Genomic DNA, 14,948 nt, shown 5'->3' on the forward strand with positions numbered 1-14,948 from the left:
ACAGTGCCATGGATCACCCCTCGGTACACATCAGCACACACCGGTACACGCGCTGTTAACACGCCGGAAACGGCACGCCCGAATGGTTGAATGGCCGGATGAAGAACGAGAACCTCTCGCGGGACGAGGCAGCCACCCGATCGGCCCTGCTGGAGACCGAGAGCTACGCCGTCGAGCTGGATCTGAGCGACGCGAAGGACCCCGCGGCGCGCACCTACCGCAGCACCACCACCGTGGTGTTCTCCTGCCGGGAGCCGGGCGGCTCGGTGTTCCTCGACTTCATCGGCGACGTCACGGCGCTGGAGCTGAACGGGCGGACACTCGACCCCGCCACCGCGAGCGACGGCGCCCGCGTCACGCTGCACGGCCTCGCCGCCCGCAACACCGTGACGGTGGAGGGACGGGCGCGCTTCAGTTCCAGCGGTGAGGGTCTGCACCGGTTCGAGGACCCCGCGGACGGGGAGACCTACCTCTACACGCAGTACGAGCCGGCCGACGCCCGCCGTGTCTTCGCCTGCTTCGAACAGCCGGACCTGAAGGCGTCGTTCTCCTTCGGCGTCCTCGCACCCGCGGACTGGACCGTGGCCTCCAACGGCGCCGAGGTGGCGGCGGCTCCGGTCGAGGGTGCGGACGGCGGGACCCGCCGGTGGACCTTCGCGCCGACGCAGCGCATCTCGACGTACATCACCACGGTGCTGGCCGGCCCCTACCACCGGGAGACCGGTTCCTGGACGGGCCGGGACGGGACGGCGGCCGAGGGACTCGAGATCCCGCTCGCGCTGTACTGCCGGCGCTCCCTGGCGCCGTCCTTCGACGCCCCGGAGATTTTCGACACCACGCGGCGCGGTCTGGACTTCTTCCATGACCTCTTCGACTACCCCTACCCCTTCGGCAAGTACGACCAGGCGTTCGTGCCCGAGTACAACCTCGGCGCCATGGAGAACCCCGGCCTCGTGACCTTCACCGAGAGCTACGTGTTCCGGTCCGCCGCCACCGAGGCGCAGCGCGAGGCACGCGCCAACACGATCCTGCACGAGATGGCGCACATGTGGTTCGGCGATCTCGTGACGATGTCCTGGTGGGACGACCTCTGGCTCAAGGAGTCCTTCGCCGACTACATGGGCGCCCTCGCGGTCGCCGAGGCCACCCGCTGGGAGACCTCGTGGGTCAGCTTCGCGAACCGCCGGAAGTCCTGGGCCTACGTGCAGGACCAGCTCCCGACGACGCACCCGATCGTCGCCGACATCCCGGACCTCGAGGCCGCGAAGCAGAACTTCGACGGGATCACCTACGCCAAGGGCGCCTCGGTGCTGAAGCAGCTCGTGGCCTTCGTGGGCCGCGACGCATTCACCGCCGCCACGCGGCAGTACTTCCGGAAGCACGCGTACGGGAACACGACGCTCACCGACCTCCTCGACGTGCTCGCCGCCGCGACCGGTCAGGACCTCGCCGGGTGGTCACGATCATGGCTGGAGACCTCGGGCGTACCGTCGCTGCGCGCGGAGGTGACCGCCAAGGACGGTGTCCTCGCGGAGGTGACGATCGTCCAGGAGGCCGTCGATCCCGTCACGGGTAGGGACGAGCCCCGGCCCCATACGATCCGCGTGGGCCTGTACAGCTTCGACGACGCCGGGTGGCTGGTCCGCACGGCGTCCGAAGCGGTGACCGTCGAGGGCGGGCGGACGTCGGTGCCCGCACTCTCCGGGGTGGCGCAGCCGGACCTCCTGCTGGTCAACGACGACGACCTCACCTACGCGAAGCTCTCCTTCGACGAGCATTCCCTGTCGACGCTCCTGACCTCGGTCCACCGCCTCCAGGACCCCCTGGCGCGGGCCACGTGCCTCACGGCGCTGTGGTCCGGTACCCGGGACGCAGTGCTGCCGGTGGACTCCTACCTCGACGCCGTGATGCTCGCCGCACCGGCCGAGACGGGTGTGGGTGTGCTGCAGGTCCTGCTCGGCAATGCGCGCACCGCCGTCGAGAGTCTCGCACCCGCGGAGCGGCGGGGCGCGCTGCGCGACCGTCTGAGCGGTTTCCTGGCCGACGGACTTCGGGCGGCCGGGGCCGGGTCCGATCTGCAGCTCGCGTGGGCGCGGGCCCTCGCGTCGGCCGCCCGCACCTCGACCGGCGCGGCCGGCGTCGTACGGTCGGTGCTCGACGGCGACGAGGAGATCGCGGGCCTGCGCCTCGACGCCGAGCTGCGCTGGTTCTTCCTGCAGGGGCTCGCCGCGCAGCAGTGCGTGCGCCCCGGGGAACTGGAGGCCGAGCGGACCACGGACGCGACGGCGTCAGGCCGCGTGGGCTTCACGCTGGCATCGGCCGCGATCCCCGACGCCACCATCAAGGAGGCCACCTGGCAGGAGGCGGTCCACGGCGAGAGGCTGTCCAACGAACTGCTCGGCGCCGCCATCGAGGGGTTCATGATCGGTCCCCGCCAGCTGCTGGGGCGGTACGAGGAGCCCTACTTCGAGGCGATCCGCGGGGTGTGGGCGACGCGCGGGATCGAGATGGCCGGCAGGATCGTCCGGGGGCTCTATCCGGGTCACCAGGACCTCGACGGCTCACCCGACGGGGATCCCGCCCGGCACGCCGTCGTCGTGCGGACGGACCGGTGGCTCGCTGCGCATGCCGATGCCCCGGCCGCGCTGCGCCGGATCATCGTCGAGGAGCGCGATCACCTGCTGCGGTCGCTGCGGTCGCAGGCTCAGGGCACGCGGTAGAGCCAGTCCTCCGTGCCGAACTTGCGCTCCACGAGCTCCTCGGCGCGGCGTAGTTCGTCGTCGCTCAGGGTGGCGTCCACCGCACCGTAGCGCCGGCGGAACGTGGAGATCAGGACTTCGATGATCTCCTCGCGTGTCCTGCCCGTCTGGCGGCGCAGCGGGTCGACGCGCTTCTTCGCGCTCCTCGTGCCCTTGTCGGACATCTTCTCCTTGCCGATGCGCAGCACCTCGAGCATCTTGTCGGCGTCGATGTCGTAGCTCATGGTCACGTGGTGGAGCATGCCGCCGTTGGCCAGCCGCTTCTGTGCAGCCCCGCCGATCTTGCCCAGGTCGGTGGCGATGTCGTTGAGCGGCTGGTACCAGGCCGTGATGCCGAGCTCCTGCAGTGCCTCCATGACCCAGGCGTCGAGGAACGGGTAGGAGTCCGCGAAGCTCATCCCGTCCACGAGGGACTGCGGGACGTAGAGGGAATAGGTGATGGCGTTGCCGTGCTCCATGAACATGGCGCCCCCGCCGCTGATCCTGCGCACCACGGTGACACCGTGCCGGGCGGCGCCCTCGGGGTCCACCTCGTTGCGCATGGACTGGAAGCTGCCGATCACCACGGAGGGTGACTGCCACTCCCAGAAGCGGAGGGTGGGGTTGCGGGCGCCGGTGCCGACGTCGTGCGTGAGGACCTCGTCCATCGCCACGTGCATCGCGGTGGACAGCGGGGTGGGCGGGATGATCTCCCACTGGTGGTCGGCGAAGCCCGTGGCCCTGCCGAGGGCCCGGCGGACCGCCGTGGCGATCGCCTCCGGTGAGAACCCGAACAGGACGGCCGACGGGTCGAGGCGCGCCGTCACGGCCGCGGCGAGTTCCCCGGGTGCCGTGTCGGCGGGGAGTCCCTCGAGCGCCGCGTTGATGTCGAGCAGCGCCTCGTCCGGTTCGAGGAAGAAGTCACCGTTGACCGAGACGTCGGCGAGGCGGCCGTCGCTGACCGTGAGGTCGACGGCGGTGAGCTTGCCGCCGGGGGTCTTGAACTCGCCGTGCAGGCGCCCCGTGTACGATGCCTGTGCCATTCCTGGACCTCCGGTTCCGCCCGCTGCCGGGCACTGGTGTGGTGGATCGCGGTTCGTGCCGTCTTAAGCGGGAAAAGCCACGCCGTGGCGGCGTGGCTTTTCCTCGGAAGGATACGGACTCTCGCCCGGGCGTCCAGTCCGGAGCTGGACTACTTCTTGCCGCCAAAGCCCTTGAAGCGGGCGTTGAAGCGCTCGACGCGGCCGGCGGAGTCCATGATGCGCTGCTTGCCCGTGTAGAACGGGTGCGACTCCGAGGAGATCTCGACCTCGATGAGGGGGTAGGTGTTGCCGTCTTCCCACTCGATGGTCTTGGGCGAGCCGACCGTGGACTTGGTCAGGAACGCCTTGTCGGAGGCCAGGTCGCGGAACACGACCGACTGGTACTTGGGGTGGATATCAGACTTCACGGGACTACCTTCTCTGGTGGCCTGGATTTTGCCAGGCACGGAAAATTGAAAGTGTGGCGACAGCGCCAGCTGTCCATACTACCGCAGGAGCCGTGCCGCCGCTAAACGACGGCGTCCACCACCGCTGCTGCGGCGTCCTCGTACCGGCACTCCCAGAACGCGACCGCGGCCGCCGCTGCGACGTTCAGCGAGTCCACGCCCCCGTGCATGGGGATGGTCAGGGCGACGTCGGCCCCGGCGAGCGCGGCGTCGCTCAGGCCGTCACCCTCGGTGCCGAGCAGCAGGGCGAGCCGTTCCTGCTCCCGCCCGGGGAACGTCCCGAGCGCGACGGCGCCGGGTACCAGGGCCAGGGCTGCGACGGTGAACCCGGCGTCACGGACGGTGGCGAGATCCGCCGGCCACGACCCCAGCCGTACCCACGGCACCTGGAAGACGCTGCCCATGCTGACGCGGACCGCCCGCCGGTAGAGCGGATCGGCGCTACGGGGGCTGAGAAGGACGGCGTCGATCCCGAGGGCGGCCGCGGAGCGGAACACGGCCCCCAGATTGGTATGGTCCACCATGTCCTCGATCACCGCGACACGCCGGGCACCGGCGAGGACGTCCTCCAGCGGGAGCGGCGCGGGCCGGTGCATCGCGGCGAGCGCTCCGCGGTGGAGGTGGAAGCCCGTGATCGCCTCGAGGGTGCTCTCGGGCGCCACGAACGCAGGGACGGTCGGGAACCGGGCGAGGACGTCCTCGAGGTCCGGCAGCCATTTGGGTGCAAGTAGAAAGGACCGCGGTGTATGGCCCGCATCGAGCGCGCGGCGCAGCACCTTGGAGCTCTCGGCGATGTAGAGGCCCTCGGCCGGCTCCCGCGCGAGGCGCAGCTGCACGTCCGTGAGATTCCGGTAGTCGCCCAGCCGGTGATCGTCCACGGTGTCAAGGTCGATGACCGGCATCAGCGGACGCTCGCCACCGCGGGATGCGCACTGGAGACGGAGCGAGCGGCAGGGCTGCCGGCCGGGCTCTCGGCAGGGCTCACGCGGCGACCGCGCTGTACCGGCCGTTCTCCTCGGTGACCTTCAGTGCGACGTCGAAGGCGGCGCTCAGGTTCTCCTCGGTCAGGACGCCCTCGATCGGACCGGCGGCGACGACGGCCCCGTCGCGCAGGAGCAGCGCATGCGTGAAGCCCGGCGGGACCTCCTCGAGGTGGTGCGTGACGAGCACCATGGCCGGGGCTGCCTCGTCACGGGCCAGGTCCGTCAGCCGCTTCACGAGGTCCTCGCGGCCGGCGAGGTCGAGACCGGCGGCGGGTTCGTCCAGGAGCAGCAGCTCGGGGTCGGCCATGAGGGCACGGGCGATCTGCACGCGCTTGCGCTCCCCCTCGCTGAGGGTGCCGAACGGCCGGTTCATGAAGCGGGACATGCCCCAGGTGTCGAGCAGGCGGAAGGCGCGGCGCTCGTCGAGCCGCTCGTACTGCTCCCGCCACCGCCCGGTCACGCCGTAGGACGCCGTGACGACGACGTTCAGCACGGTCTCGTGGTCCGGGACCTGGGAGGCCAGGGCCGCAGAGGCGAGCCCGATCCGCGGGCGCAGCTCGAACACGTCGACAGCGCCCATGACCTCGTCGAGGATCCCGACAACGCCGCGGGTGGGATGCAGCCGCGCTCCCGCGAGCTGGAGGAGGGTTGTCTTGCCCGCCCCGTTGGGGCCCATGACCACCCAGCGCTCACCCTCGCCGACCTGCCAGTTGATGTCATCGAGGAGTGTCTTGCCGCCCCTGACGAGGCTCACTCCCGCCAGCTCCAGAACGTTCCACATGGTCCTAGACACTAGGCTAAGGAGCGGCCCCGTGGCGAAACCGCCCGGCCGTGCGGGCCGGGCCGTCGTCGCCCTCGGGCCGGCCGTCGCGCAGACTCCCTCGGCCGGCGTCCAGGGACGAGCCGGCGGGGACGAGTGGACGAGGACGAGCCGACGCGTCCCCCGGGGCGGGCGGAGTGGACAGGAGCGCAGGACACATGCCGGACAACGCCAGGGTGGTCGCTTATGCGCAGCACCTCGACGACGGACACCGCGAAGCCCTCGCTGCCGCCCTGCAGGGCCTGGGCGCCGACGTGGTGGCGGCCTCCTCCGCGGCGTCCGCGACCTATGACGTCCTGACGCTCGATATCCGCCTCCGGTCCGATGCGGCGCAGGTCCGGGCGGGCCTCGGGCGGTGGACCGCGGAGAGCGGCCTCGGCGCGGCCCTGGTCCCGGAGGCCGTGTACGCACCCGGCCCGAAGCTGCTCGTCATGGACGTCGACTCGACGCTCATCAAGCAGGAGGTCATCGAACTGCTCGCCGCCCACGCCGGCCGCGAGGCCGAGGTGGCGGCCGTGACGGAGGCCGCGATGCGCGGCGACCTCGACTTCGCGCAGTCCCTGCACCACCGCGTCCGTGCGCTGGGCGGACTGCCGGTGGCGGTGATCGACGACGTCGTCGCGCGGATCGAGCTGAGCGACGGCGCGGAGCAGCTCGTCGCCGCGTACCTCGACGCGGGACACCGGGTCGGTGTGGTGTCGGGCGGCTTCTCCCAGGTCCTGGCGCCCCTGGCCGAGCGCCTGTGCCTCAGCTTCGCCAGGGCGAACGATCTCGGCGTGGAGGCCGGGGTGCTCACCGGGAAGGTGACGGGCGCCGTCGTCGACCGCCGCGAGAAGGAACGGGTGCTCCGGGCGGAGGCCGGCCGCGCGGGCGTGCCACTCGCGGCGACGGTCGCCGTCGGCGACGGCGCGAACGACCTCGACATGCTCGCGGCTGCAGGACTCGGGGTCGCCTTCCGGGCGAAACCGGCCGTCCGTGCGGCCGCCGATGCCGCGCTCGACCTCCCCGACCTGGACGTCGTCCGGCATTTCGCCTGCCTGTGACGGACCCCGGTGCGTCCGGTCCGCTCGACGTGCCCGATGCCGTCCGGCCTTTCGCCGGCGCACGCCGGGAGCGGGGAGCCCGCCCTCCGCCACCACACCTGGCCTCCCGTGCCCAGAGGAATCTCGGCCCTCGCGTGCCCGCCTCCCGGTGACACGATGGCAGTCCACGGAGGGCGGTGCCGCTGCCGGGTGCCCCACGTGCCCGGGCGTCGCCGGTAGACCACACAGCGGTGCCGGAGCGGCGCCAGGCGGTCGGTCAGGCGGAAGGGCGGGCATGAGCGAGGAACGCAAGCGGCAACTGGGCGAGACCGACGCCCCGGTCGAGGACGAGCTGAAGCAGTCCTTCGACAGGACGACCGGCGAGGGCGCGGAGCGCCTGCACAGGACCCTGAGGACGGTCCTGGTGACGGGGGTCTTCGGTGGCTTCGAGGTGGGCCTGGGCATCATGGCGTACCTGGCCGTGCTGCACGCGACCGGCGACCACCTGCTCGCGGGTCTCGCCTTCAGCGTGGGACTGGTGGCCCTCATGCTGGCCCACAGCGAACTGTTCACCGAGAACTTCCTGATGCCGGTGGCCGCCGTCGTCGCCAAGCAGGGCAGCGTGGCACAGCTCGCGAAACTCTGGGGAGGGACCCTGCTCGCCAATCTCGCCGGCGGGTGGGTGTTCATGTGGATCGTCATGCAGGCGTTCCCGCAGTGGTCCGCGACGGTCAGCACGAGCGCTCACCATTTCGTCGATGCCCCCTTCTCGCTGCAGGTCGTCGCCCTCGCGGTGCTCGGCGGCAGCACGATCACCCTCATGAGCAGGATGCAGCAGGGCACGGAGAACGACGTCGCCCGGATCGTCGCGACCGTCATCGGCGGCTTCCTCCTGGCCGGCCTGCAGCTGTTCCACTCCATCCTGGACTCGCTGCTGATCTTCGCGGCGATCCATTCGGGCGCGGACATCGGCTACGGGCAGTGGCTCGGCTGGTTCGGCTACACGACCCTGTTCAACGTGCTCGGGGGGATCGTCCTGGTGACCCTGCTGCGCCTGGTGCGCACGAAGGAACTCCTGGAGCAGAGCCGGGCCCAGGCGCCGGCGGACCCGGACGCACCCCGTACCTGAGCACCAGGTCCGCCGCCCGGCGGATCAGCTCTTGGCGAGGAAGTCCTCCGCACCGCCCACGTACTCCGTGTGGCCGGTGGGCACGTCGGCCGTCGCCATCCTCACGATCTCGGCGGCGAACTCCGCCACCGAGTAGAGGCGCCCGGCCTCCTGGCGTCGGGCCTCGATGGCGCCGGGGGTCGCGCGATCCAGCAGCGTCGCGGTGACGGTGCCCTCGATCATGTCGCCCGAGACGACCACGAGGGTGATGCCCTTCTCCTCGAGCTGCGGGATGAGGGCGCGGAGCGCGTCCTCGCCGGCGCGCTTGCTGCGGGCCACGGGCTCGTAGGCGTCCATCGTCTCCACCTTCTCGATGAAGTGTGCCTGGTGGCTGGTGATGAACACCACGCGCGACCCGGCCGGCATGACCTCCGCCGCGGCCGTGAGCATGGCCACCTGCGCGTCGCGGTTGAGCCGGAGGGCGTAGTCCTCCCCCATCGAGGTCTCCATGCCGCCGGAGGCGTTGAGCACCAGCAGGTCCAGCCCGCCGAAGCCGGACACGGCGGCGTCGATCAGGGCTGCCGGCCCTTCCGGAGTGGTCAGGTCAGCTCCCACGGCCACGGCCCTGCCTCCGGCCGCCTCGATGCCGGCGACCACCTTGTTGGCGCGGGGTGCCTTCTGCCGGTAGTTGACCACGACGGCGGCGCCCTGCGCGGCGAGCAGCTGCGCGACGTCGGCGCCGATGCCGCGGGACGACCCGGTGACGATTGCTGTGGTTCCCTCGAGGGTGGCCATGGTGCTCCTTCTGCTCAGAATCAGGGATGGTGCCGGCGGCGCCGGCGGTACTGCTCGTGGTGGGGAGGCGTCAGTGGCCCATGCCGAGGCCGCCGTCGACCGGGATGACCGCGCCCGAGATGTACGCGGCAGCGTCGCCGGCCAGCCAGGAGACGACGCCGGCCACCTCGTCGGGGGATGCGAAGCGCCCGGCCGGGATGGTGGCGAGGTAGTTCTTGCGGGTCTCCTCGGGCAGTTCGGCCGTCATGTCCGTGTCGATGAAGCCGGGCGCCACCACGTTGGCCGTGATCCCCCGGGAGCCGAGCTCACGCGTCAGGGATCGGGCGATGCCGACGAGTCCAGCCTTGGAGGCCGAGTAGTTGATCTGGCCCGGCGCGCCGTAGAGGCCCGTCACGCTCGAGATCAGGATGACGCGGCCTCGCCGGAGGCGGATCATCCCGCGGGATGCCCGCTTGACCACCCGGAACGCACCGGTGAGGTTGGTGTCGATCACATCCGTGAAGTCGCTCTCGGTCATGCGCAGGAGCAGGACGTCCCGGGTGATGCCGGCGTTCGCGACGAGCACCTCCACCGGTCCGTGCTCGGCCTCGACCTGTGTGAACGCCGCATCGACCTGCTCCTCGCTCGTCACGTCGGCCCGGACGCCGAGCATTCCCTCGGGCACCTCGCCGCTTCGGTAGGTGATGGCAACCTTGTCGCCGTTGGCTACGAATACCTTTGCGATGGCAAGGCCGATGCCCCGGTTGCCCCCGGTGATCAGGACGCTCCGACCGGATCCTGTGGTCTTGCTGTCTGCACCAGGTGCCAAGGGGAAACTCCTCTGTCGGTGGGCCGGCGACGACCCGCGTTGTTCGTTGTCCATCGTTCGTTGTCGACGGTCGCGGAAGCGGTCCGGAGCGCCCATCGGGTGACCGTGGGCGACGTCGGACCGTCCCGCGGCTCCCCGTCAAACTATCCCGACGATCCTATCGGCGCATCCCTCGACTTCGGGAACGGGACCCGGAGTGAGACAATTGAGGGAGTCTTCATGGAGTGTGATGAGCAAGCAATCGAAGCACAACACAGACGTCCACAGCATCTCCGACGCTCGGGAATCCCACACGGACGAGATGCGGTCGCGCATGATCCGGTACACGGTGTCGATGAGCATCCGCCTCGTCTGCTTCGTCCTGATCTTCGTGGTCCCCTACGTGTGGCTGCAGTGGGTCATGATCGCCGGGGCGGTGTTCCTGCCCTACTTCGCCGTGATCGTTGCGAACGGCGGCAGTGACACGAGCAACATCCGGCACAGCGACGCGCTGATCGATCGCGCCCCGGTCCGCGAGATCGAGGCGAAGGTCCTCGACGCCGGCCCGGACGACACCGACACCGTCCTGAGCGGCGAGATCATCGATGATTCCGCGCGGCCCACGCCGCACGGCTCGTCCGCGGCCGGTTCCGGCAGGGCGACGGGTACCGATGGCTGACGACCTCCCGCCGCTCGGAGGACCCGCGGTCGCCCGGACGGCGGGTCCCTCCTTGTTCCCGCCTGCGGAGCAGCCGGCGGGTGAGGGGCCCGTGTGCTCGCGCAAGGGCTGCCGCAGGACCGCCGACCGGCAACTGCTGTGGAACAATCCACGCATCCACACGCCCGAGCGCCGCAAGGCCTGGGCGTCGTGTCCGGACCATGTCGCGTGGTTCGAGGAGTACCTCCGCGACCGCGGCCTGTGGAAGGAGACGCTCCCCCTCACCGCCGACCGACCGATGGAGACCCGCTAGGTGTACCGCTTCCTCTTCTCCAGCCGCTGGCTCGGCTGGCTCGCGATGGTGATCGTGCTCGCCGCCGGCTGCGTGGCGCTCGGCCGCTGGCAGCTGGACCGCCGCGAGGCCGTCGTCGAGAACATCCAGCGCATCGAGGCGAACTACGACGCCGCGCCGCAACGCTACGTGCCCGGGGTGAACGGGTTCGACAGCTACGAGCCCGGCCGCGAGTGGACGCCGGTCACCTTCGTCGGGACGTACGACGCCGACCACCAGGTGGTGGTGCGCAACAGGCCGCTGAACGGGCAGCCCGGGTACGAGGTCCTGACGCCCCTGAAGCTCGACGACGGCACGGCCGTGGTGATCGATCGCGGCTGGCTCCCGATCGGCAACGCCGAGGCGGGACGTCCGGACGAGATCCCCGCCCCGCCGTCGGGCCAGGTGGAGGTGACCGCGAGGATGAAGCCGGGCGAACCGGCGGTGAACCGCGGCGCGCCCGAGGGCCAGGTCGCGTCGATCCACCTCCCGGCGCTCGCGGAGCGGGTGGACTACCCGCTGCAGGACGCCGCGTACGGGCTCCTCGCCCTGGAACGGCCGGCGGCCGCGCAGACCCCCCTCGCCGCTCCGAAACCCTCGATCGACGAGGGACCGCACCTGTCCTACTCGATGCAGTGGTTCGCCTTCGGCGTGCTGGCCTTCGTGGGCCTGGGCTACGCGGCCCGGCAGCAGCGCAGGAGCGACGCGGAGCAGGACGGGACGGCACCGCAGCGCCCGACCCGGCAGCGCCGTCGACCCTCTGCCGAGGAGGAGGAGGACGCCATCCTCGACGCCCAGGAGATCCGCTAGTCCTGTACGCCTGTCAGGGTCCGGGTTCGGGATGCGGCGTGCCGGACGGCCAGCCCAGTGCGGTACGGTCCGCTGCGGGCAGGGACGCGACCACGAGGTCGTAGGAGTCCTCGATCATGTCGCGCACGGTGGCCGCGGGCAGGTCGCCGTCGAGCCGGACGCCGTTCCAGTGCTTCTTGTTAAGGTGCCAGGCGCCCGTGATCTCCGGGTGGGCCGCGCGGAGCTGCACGGCGAGGGCGGGATCGCACTTCAGGGAGATCGACGGCGGGACGGCCTCGACGCCGCTGAGGGCGAAGATCTTCCCGGGCGTCGGCGTCCGCCCCCGCTGCCGGACCCGGACGCGGAACACCGCCGTCCCGGGGCCGAAGGGGTAGTCCTCGTAGGCACCGGGGAACGCCAGGCACGAGGTCCTGAGCCAGTCGAAGTCCACGCGACCACCCTAGCGGCTCCTCTCCCGGTGCAGACCGTCGCCCAACCTCGTGGGGGGCCGTCCCCGATCAGCGCAGCCCGTCCTCAGCGCGCCAGGACTGCCTCGGCCGTGGCGATGACCGCGTCGAACAGCGGAGCGGTGGGAGGCATCACCTGGGTCATCAGGACGATCGCCGTGTCCTCCTGCGGCCAGCTGTACCAGAGCGTCCCCAGCCCGCCGCCCCAGCCGTACCGTCGGCCGAGATCCCCCTCGTCCACTCCCACGCCGTAGCCCCAGCCGCCGCCGTTCAAGAAGGCGCGGGCCGAGGGGCCAGACCGTTGCTCGGGGGTGAGCCGGTCGGAGGTCATCGCCTCCGTCAGCGCCGGGGACAGCAGCCCTCCTCCGCCGTCGAGCAGCATCCGGGCGAACCGCAGGAGATCGCCCGCCGTCGACACGAGTCCGCCCCTGGCATCCGGGAACACCGGCGGTGCCGACCACCGGCTCTGCGGGGCCCCGTCGAAGAGTGCCAGGCCGTCCCCGGTCCGAACGAACGACGGGACGAGGCCGTGCGGTGGGGCCACGAACCCGGTGTCCTGCATCGCCAGCGGTCCGAACAGGCGCTCGCGCATCAGGTCGTCGAGGGAGCAGCCGGCCGCGCGGGCGAGGACCACCCCGAGCAGCGCGTAGGCCAGCTCGTAGCGCCATACCGTGCCCGGCTGCTCGAGCAGCGGCAATGCCGCGAGGCGCGCCACCCAGTCGTCCGATGCAGGCATTCCGGCAGGGTCGGGAGGTCCGAACCCCAGGCCCGCTGCCGCGGCTGCCTCGGCGGCCGGGCACTCGCCCTCGACCACGAACCCGAAGCCCATGCGCATCGTCAGCAGGTCCTCGACGGTGACGGGGCGTCGTGCCGGCACGGTGTCGTCGAGCGGACCATCGAGCCGGTGGAGGACGCGCCGCCCGGTCAGTTCCGGGACGTACTCCTCGACGGCGTCGTCGAGTGCCAGGACCCCCTCCTCGACGAGGAGGAGCGTGACGGCCGCGACCATCGGCTTCGTGTTGGAACTGATGCGCATCACCGCGTCCACCGGCATGGCGCCGGTGCCGTCGGGCTCGGTGGTCCCTACGGCGCCCAGGGACACGTCCGTGCCCTGCAGGACGCCGACGACGGCACCGGGGACCTCGTCCCCCACCCATGGTCGGATGGTCCGGATCAGCTGCTCGGCATCCACGGACGAAGCGTAGCAGTGGCCATGCGGGCGCGGCGGGCCCCGCTGAGCGGCGGCGCGGCAGCGGCGGAGGTCAGGCCAGGGTGACGAGCTCCAGGTAGTCGGAGTTCCACAGGTCCTCGACGCCGTCGGGCAGCAGGACCACGCGCTCGGGGTCGAGGGCGTCCACGGCTCCCTCGTCGTGGCTGACCATGACCACCGCGCCGCTGTAGTTCTTGAGGGCGCCCAGGATCTCCGCACGGCTCGCCGGGTCCAGGTTGTTCGTCGGCTCGTCGAGGAGCAGCACGTTCGCCGAGGACGCGACGATCGTAGCGAGCGCCAAGCGGGTCTTCTCGCCGCCGGACAGGACCCCGGCGGGCTTGTCGACGTCGTCGCCCGAGAACAGGAACGATCCGAGGATGCCGCGTACCTCGGCGTCCTGCATGTCGGGTGCGGACGACTTCATGTTCTCCAGCACCGAGCGTTCCGTGTCCAGCGTCTCGTGCTCCTGCGCGTAGTACCCGACCTTCAGCCCGTGGCCGGCGATGACCTTGCCCGTGTCGGGCTTGTCCACGCCGGCGAGCATGCGCAGCAGCGTGGTCTTGCCCGCACCGTTGAGGCCGAGGATCACCACCTTGGAGCCGCGGTCGATCGCGAGGTCCACGTCGGTGAAGATCTCCAGCGACCCGTAGGACTTGCTGAGGCCCTCCGCCGTCATGGGCGTCTTGCCGCACGGCGAGGGTTCGGGGAAGCGCAGGGCCGCCACGCGGTCGGAGGCGCGCACGGCGTCGAGGCCGCCGAGCAGGCGCTCGGCCCGCTTGGCCATGTTCTGGGCGGCGACTGCCTTGGAGGCCTTGGCGCGCATCTTGTTGGCCTGGTCCATGAGGACCTGCGCCTTCTTCTCCGCGTTGGCGCGTTCGCGCTTGCGGGCGCGCTCATCGGTCTCACGCTGGAGCTGGTAGCGCTTCCAGCCCATGTTGTAGATGTCGATCGTGGCGCGGTTGGCGTCGAGCTGGAACACCTTGTTGACGGTCGCCTCGAGCAGTTCGACGTCGTGGCTGATGACGATCAGGCCACCCTGGTGGTTCTTCAGGAAGTCGCGCAGCCAGGCGATGGAGTCGGCGTCGAGGTGGTTGGTGGGCTCGTCGAGGAGCATGGTCTCGGCGCCGGAGAACAGGATGCGGGCCAGCTCCACGCGGCGGCGCTGGCCTCCGGAGAGCGTCTTCAGGGGCTGGTTCAGGATGCGCTCGGGCAGCGCGAGGTTCGAGGAGATGGACGCTGCCTCGGCCTCCGCCGCGTAGCCGCCGCCGGCGAGGAACGCGGACTCGATGCGGTCGTAGCGGGCCATCGCCTTGTTGCGCACCGAGGTCTTCTCGCTGGCCATGTCCTCGTGCGCCTGGCGCAGCTCACCGACGACGGCGTCGAGGTTGCGGGCGGAGAGGATGCGGTCGCGGGCGAGCTGCTCCATGTTCGGGGTGCGCGGGTCCTGGGGCAGGTAGCCGATCTCGCCGGAGCGGGAGACCGTGCCGCCGGCCGGCAGCGACTCGCCGGCCAGCACCTTCGTGAGGGTCGTCTTGCCGGCGCCGTTGCGGCCCACGAGCCCGATCTTGTCGCCCTTGTCCACCCTGAAGGACACCTGATCCATGAGCAGGCGGGCTCCGGCGCGGAGCTCCAGGTTCGAGACGCTGATCATGGTGGGGCCTTTCGATGGTGCCGGACACGGCGTTTGTTGTAGGAATCCCACAAGGGAGTCCCTGATGACCGGCGCTAGTCTCGGTACAGAAGCAGTTGCG

General features: G+C 70.8%; 15 protein-coding genes. 6 read left to right on the forward strand and 9 right to left on the reverse strand.

The window, feature by feature from the left end; genetic code table 11:
- Positions 1–98 precede the first annotated feature (98 nt).
- Positions 99–2,720 carry an aminopeptidase N gene (gene pepN / locus CI785_RS03175; RefSeq protein WP_105030657.1) on the forward strand — a complete coding sequence of 874 codons (2,622 nt, stop codon included), beginning with the start codon at positions 99–101 and terminating at the stop codon, positions 2,718–2,720.
- Here pepN and CI785_RS03180 read toward each other — a convergent pair.
- From CI785_RS03180 to CI785_RS03195, 4 genes are all read right to left on the reverse strand, one after another.
- The gene (locus tag CI785_RS03180) at positions 2,705–3,781 is read right to left on the reverse strand and encodes a lipoate-protein ligase LplAB (RefSeq protein ID WP_105030658.1); all 1,077 of its coding nucleotides are present in this window, start codon (positions 3,779–3,781) and stop codon (positions 2,705–2,707) included. The genes pepN and CI785_RS03180 overlap by 16 nt on opposite strands.
- 149 nt (positions 3,782–3,930) lie before the next feature.
- Positions 3,931–4,188, reverse strand: coding sequence for a type B 50S ribosomal protein L31 (locus tag CI785_RS03185; RefSeq protein ID WP_105030659.1), 258 nt, complete (start codon positions 4,186–4,188; stop codon positions 3,931–3,933).
- A gap of 101 nt (positions 4,189–4,289) precedes the next feature.
- Positions 4,290–5,129 (reverse strand): TrmH family RNA methyltransferase, encoded by an 840-nt coding sequence (locus tag CI785_RS03190; RefSeq protein ID WP_105030660.1) that lies wholly within the window; start codon positions 5,127–5,129, stop codon positions 4,290–4,292.
- Positions 5,130–5,208: 79 nt separating this feature from the next.
- Positions 5,209–5,991 carry an ABC transporter ATP-binding protein gene (locus CI785_RS03195; protein WP_105030661.1) on the reverse strand — a complete coding sequence of 261 codons (783 nt, stop codon included), beginning with the start codon at positions 5,989–5,991 and terminating at the stop codon, positions 5,209–5,211.
- 197 nt (positions 5,992–6,188) lie between these two features.
- Here CI785_RS03195 and serB point away from each other — a divergent pair, with 197 nt between their 5' ends.
- Together serB and CI785_RS03205 are read left to right on the forward strand one after the other, a co-directional pair.
- Positions 6,189–7,073, forward strand: coding sequence for a phosphoserine phosphatase SerB (gene serB / locus CI785_RS03200; RefSeq protein WP_105030662.1), 885 nt, complete (start codon positions 6,189–6,191; stop codon positions 7,071–7,073).
- A gap of 274 nt (positions 7,074–7,347) precedes the next feature.
- Positions 7,348–8,181: a formate/nitrite transporter family protein gene (locus CI785_RS03205; protein WP_105030663.1), complete on the forward strand. Its 834-nt coding sequence runs from the start codon at positions 7,348–7,350 to the stop codon at positions 8,179–8,181.
- Between the two features lie 24 nt (positions 8,182–8,205).
- Here the strand turns inward: CI785_RS03205 and CI785_RS03210 are convergent, their stop codons facing one another.
- Positions 8,206–8,955: an SDR family oxidoreductase gene (locus CI785_RS03210; protein WP_105030664.1), complete on the reverse strand. Its 750-nt coding sequence runs from the start codon at positions 8,953–8,955 to the stop codon at positions 8,206–8,208.
- Positions 8,956–9,025: 70 nt separating this feature from the next.
- Entirely contained in the window at positions 9,026–9,763 is a 738-nt protein-coding gene (gene fabG / locus CI785_RS03215; RefSeq protein ID WP_240614974.1) for a 3-oxoacyl-ACP reductase FabG, read from the reverse strand.
- Positions 9,764–9,992: 229 nt separating this feature from the next.
- Here fabG and CI785_RS03220 point away from each other — a divergent pair, with 229 nt between their 5' ends.
- Genes CI785_RS03220 through CI785_RS03230 form a run of 3 tightly spaced genes read left to right on the forward strand, consistent with a single transcriptional unit; the run spans position 9,993 to position 11,541 of the window.
- On the forward strand, positions 9,993–10,421 hold the full coding sequence (locus CI785_RS03220) for a DUF3099 domain-containing protein (protein ID WP_105030666.1): 429 nt from the start codon (positions 9,993–9,995) through the stop codon (positions 10,419–10,421).
- The gene (locus CI785_RS03225) at positions 10,414–10,713 is read left to right on the forward strand and encodes a hypothetical protein (RefSeq protein ID WP_240614975.1); all 300 of its coding nucleotides are present in this window, start codon (positions 10,414–10,416) and stop codon (positions 10,711–10,713) included. The genes CI785_RS03220 and CI785_RS03225 overlap by 8 nt, the downstream gene beginning before the upstream one ends.
- On the forward strand, positions 10,714–11,541 hold the full coding sequence (locus CI785_RS03230; protein ID WP_105030667.1) for an SURF1 family cytochrome oxidase biogenesis protein: 828 nt from the start codon (positions 10,714–10,716) through the stop codon (positions 11,539–11,541).
- Positions 11,542–11,554: 13 nt separating this feature from the next.
- Here the strand turns inward: CI785_RS03230 and CI785_RS03235 are convergent, their stop codons facing one another.
- The 3 genes from CI785_RS03235 to CI785_RS03245 form a co-directional block, all read right to left on the reverse strand.
- On the reverse strand, positions 11,555–11,971 hold the full coding sequence (locus tag CI785_RS03235; RefSeq protein WP_105030668.1) for an MmcQ/YjbR family DNA-binding protein: 417 nt from the start codon (positions 11,969–11,971) through the stop codon (positions 11,555–11,557).
- A gap of 83 nt (positions 11,972–12,054) precedes the next feature.
- Positions 12,055–13,179 carry a serine hydrolase domain-containing protein gene (locus tag CI785_RS03240; protein ID WP_205753549.1) on the reverse strand — a complete coding sequence of 375 codons (1,125 nt, stop codon included), beginning with the start codon at positions 13,177–13,179 and terminating at the stop codon, positions 12,055–12,057.
- A 70-nt stretch (positions 13,180–13,249) separates the two neighbouring features.
- Positions 13,250–14,848 (reverse strand): ABC-F family ATP-binding cassette domain-containing protein, encoded by a 1,599-nt coding sequence (locus CI785_RS03245; protein ID WP_105030669.1) that lies wholly within the window; start codon positions 14,846–14,848, stop codon positions 13,250–13,252.
- Positions 14,849–14,948 lie beyond the last annotated feature (100 nt).

Source organism: Arthrobacter ruber (assembly GCF_002954225.1).
Classification (GTDB): domain Bacteria; phylum Actinomycetota; class Actinomycetes; order Actinomycetales; family Micrococcaceae; genus Arthrobacter_D; species Arthrobacter_D ruber.

Excerpts from the sequence above, each read along its gene's own strand:
- CI785_RS03180 (WP_105030658.1), bottom strand. The coding sequence starts at position 3,781 with ATGGCACAGGCATCGTACACGGGGCGCCTGCACGGCGAGTTCAAGACC.
- CI785_RS03245 (WP_105030669.1), bottom strand. The coding sequence starts at position 14,848 with ATGATCAGCGTCTCGAACCTGGAGCTCCGCGCCGGAGCCCGCCTGCTC.
- CI785_RS03205 (WP_105030663.1), top strand. The coding sequence starts at position 7,348 with ATGAGCGAGGAACGCAAGCGGCAACTGGGCGAGACCGACGCCCCGGTC.
- serB (WP_105030662.1), top strand. The coding sequence starts at position 6,189 with ATGCCGGACAACGCCAGGGTGGTCGCTTATGCGCAGCACCTCGACGAC.
- CI785_RS03195 (WP_105030661.1), bottom strand. The coding sequence starts at position 5,991 with ATGTGGAACGTTCTGGAGCTGGCGGGAGTGAGCCTCGTCAGGGGCGGC.
- CI785_RS03190 (WP_105030660.1), bottom strand. The coding sequence starts at position 5,129 with ATGCCGGTCATCGACCTTGACACCGTGGACGATCACCGGCTGGGCGAC.
- pepN (WP_105030657.1), top strand. The coding sequence starts at position 99 with ATGAAGAACGAGAACCTCTCGCGGGACGAGGCAGCCACCCGATCGGCC.
- CI785_RS03210 (WP_105030664.1), bottom strand. The coding sequence starts at position 8,955 with ATGGCCACCCTCGAGGGAACCACAGCAATCGTCACCGGGTCGTCCCGC.
- CI785_RS03225 (WP_240614975.1), top strand. The coding sequence starts at position 10,414 with ATGGCTGACGACCTCCCGCCGCTCGGAGGACCCGCGGTCGCCCGGACG.
- CI785_RS03220 (WP_105030666.1), top strand. The coding sequence starts at position 9,993 with ATGAGCAAGCAATCGAAGCACAACACAGACGTCCACAGCATCTCCGAC.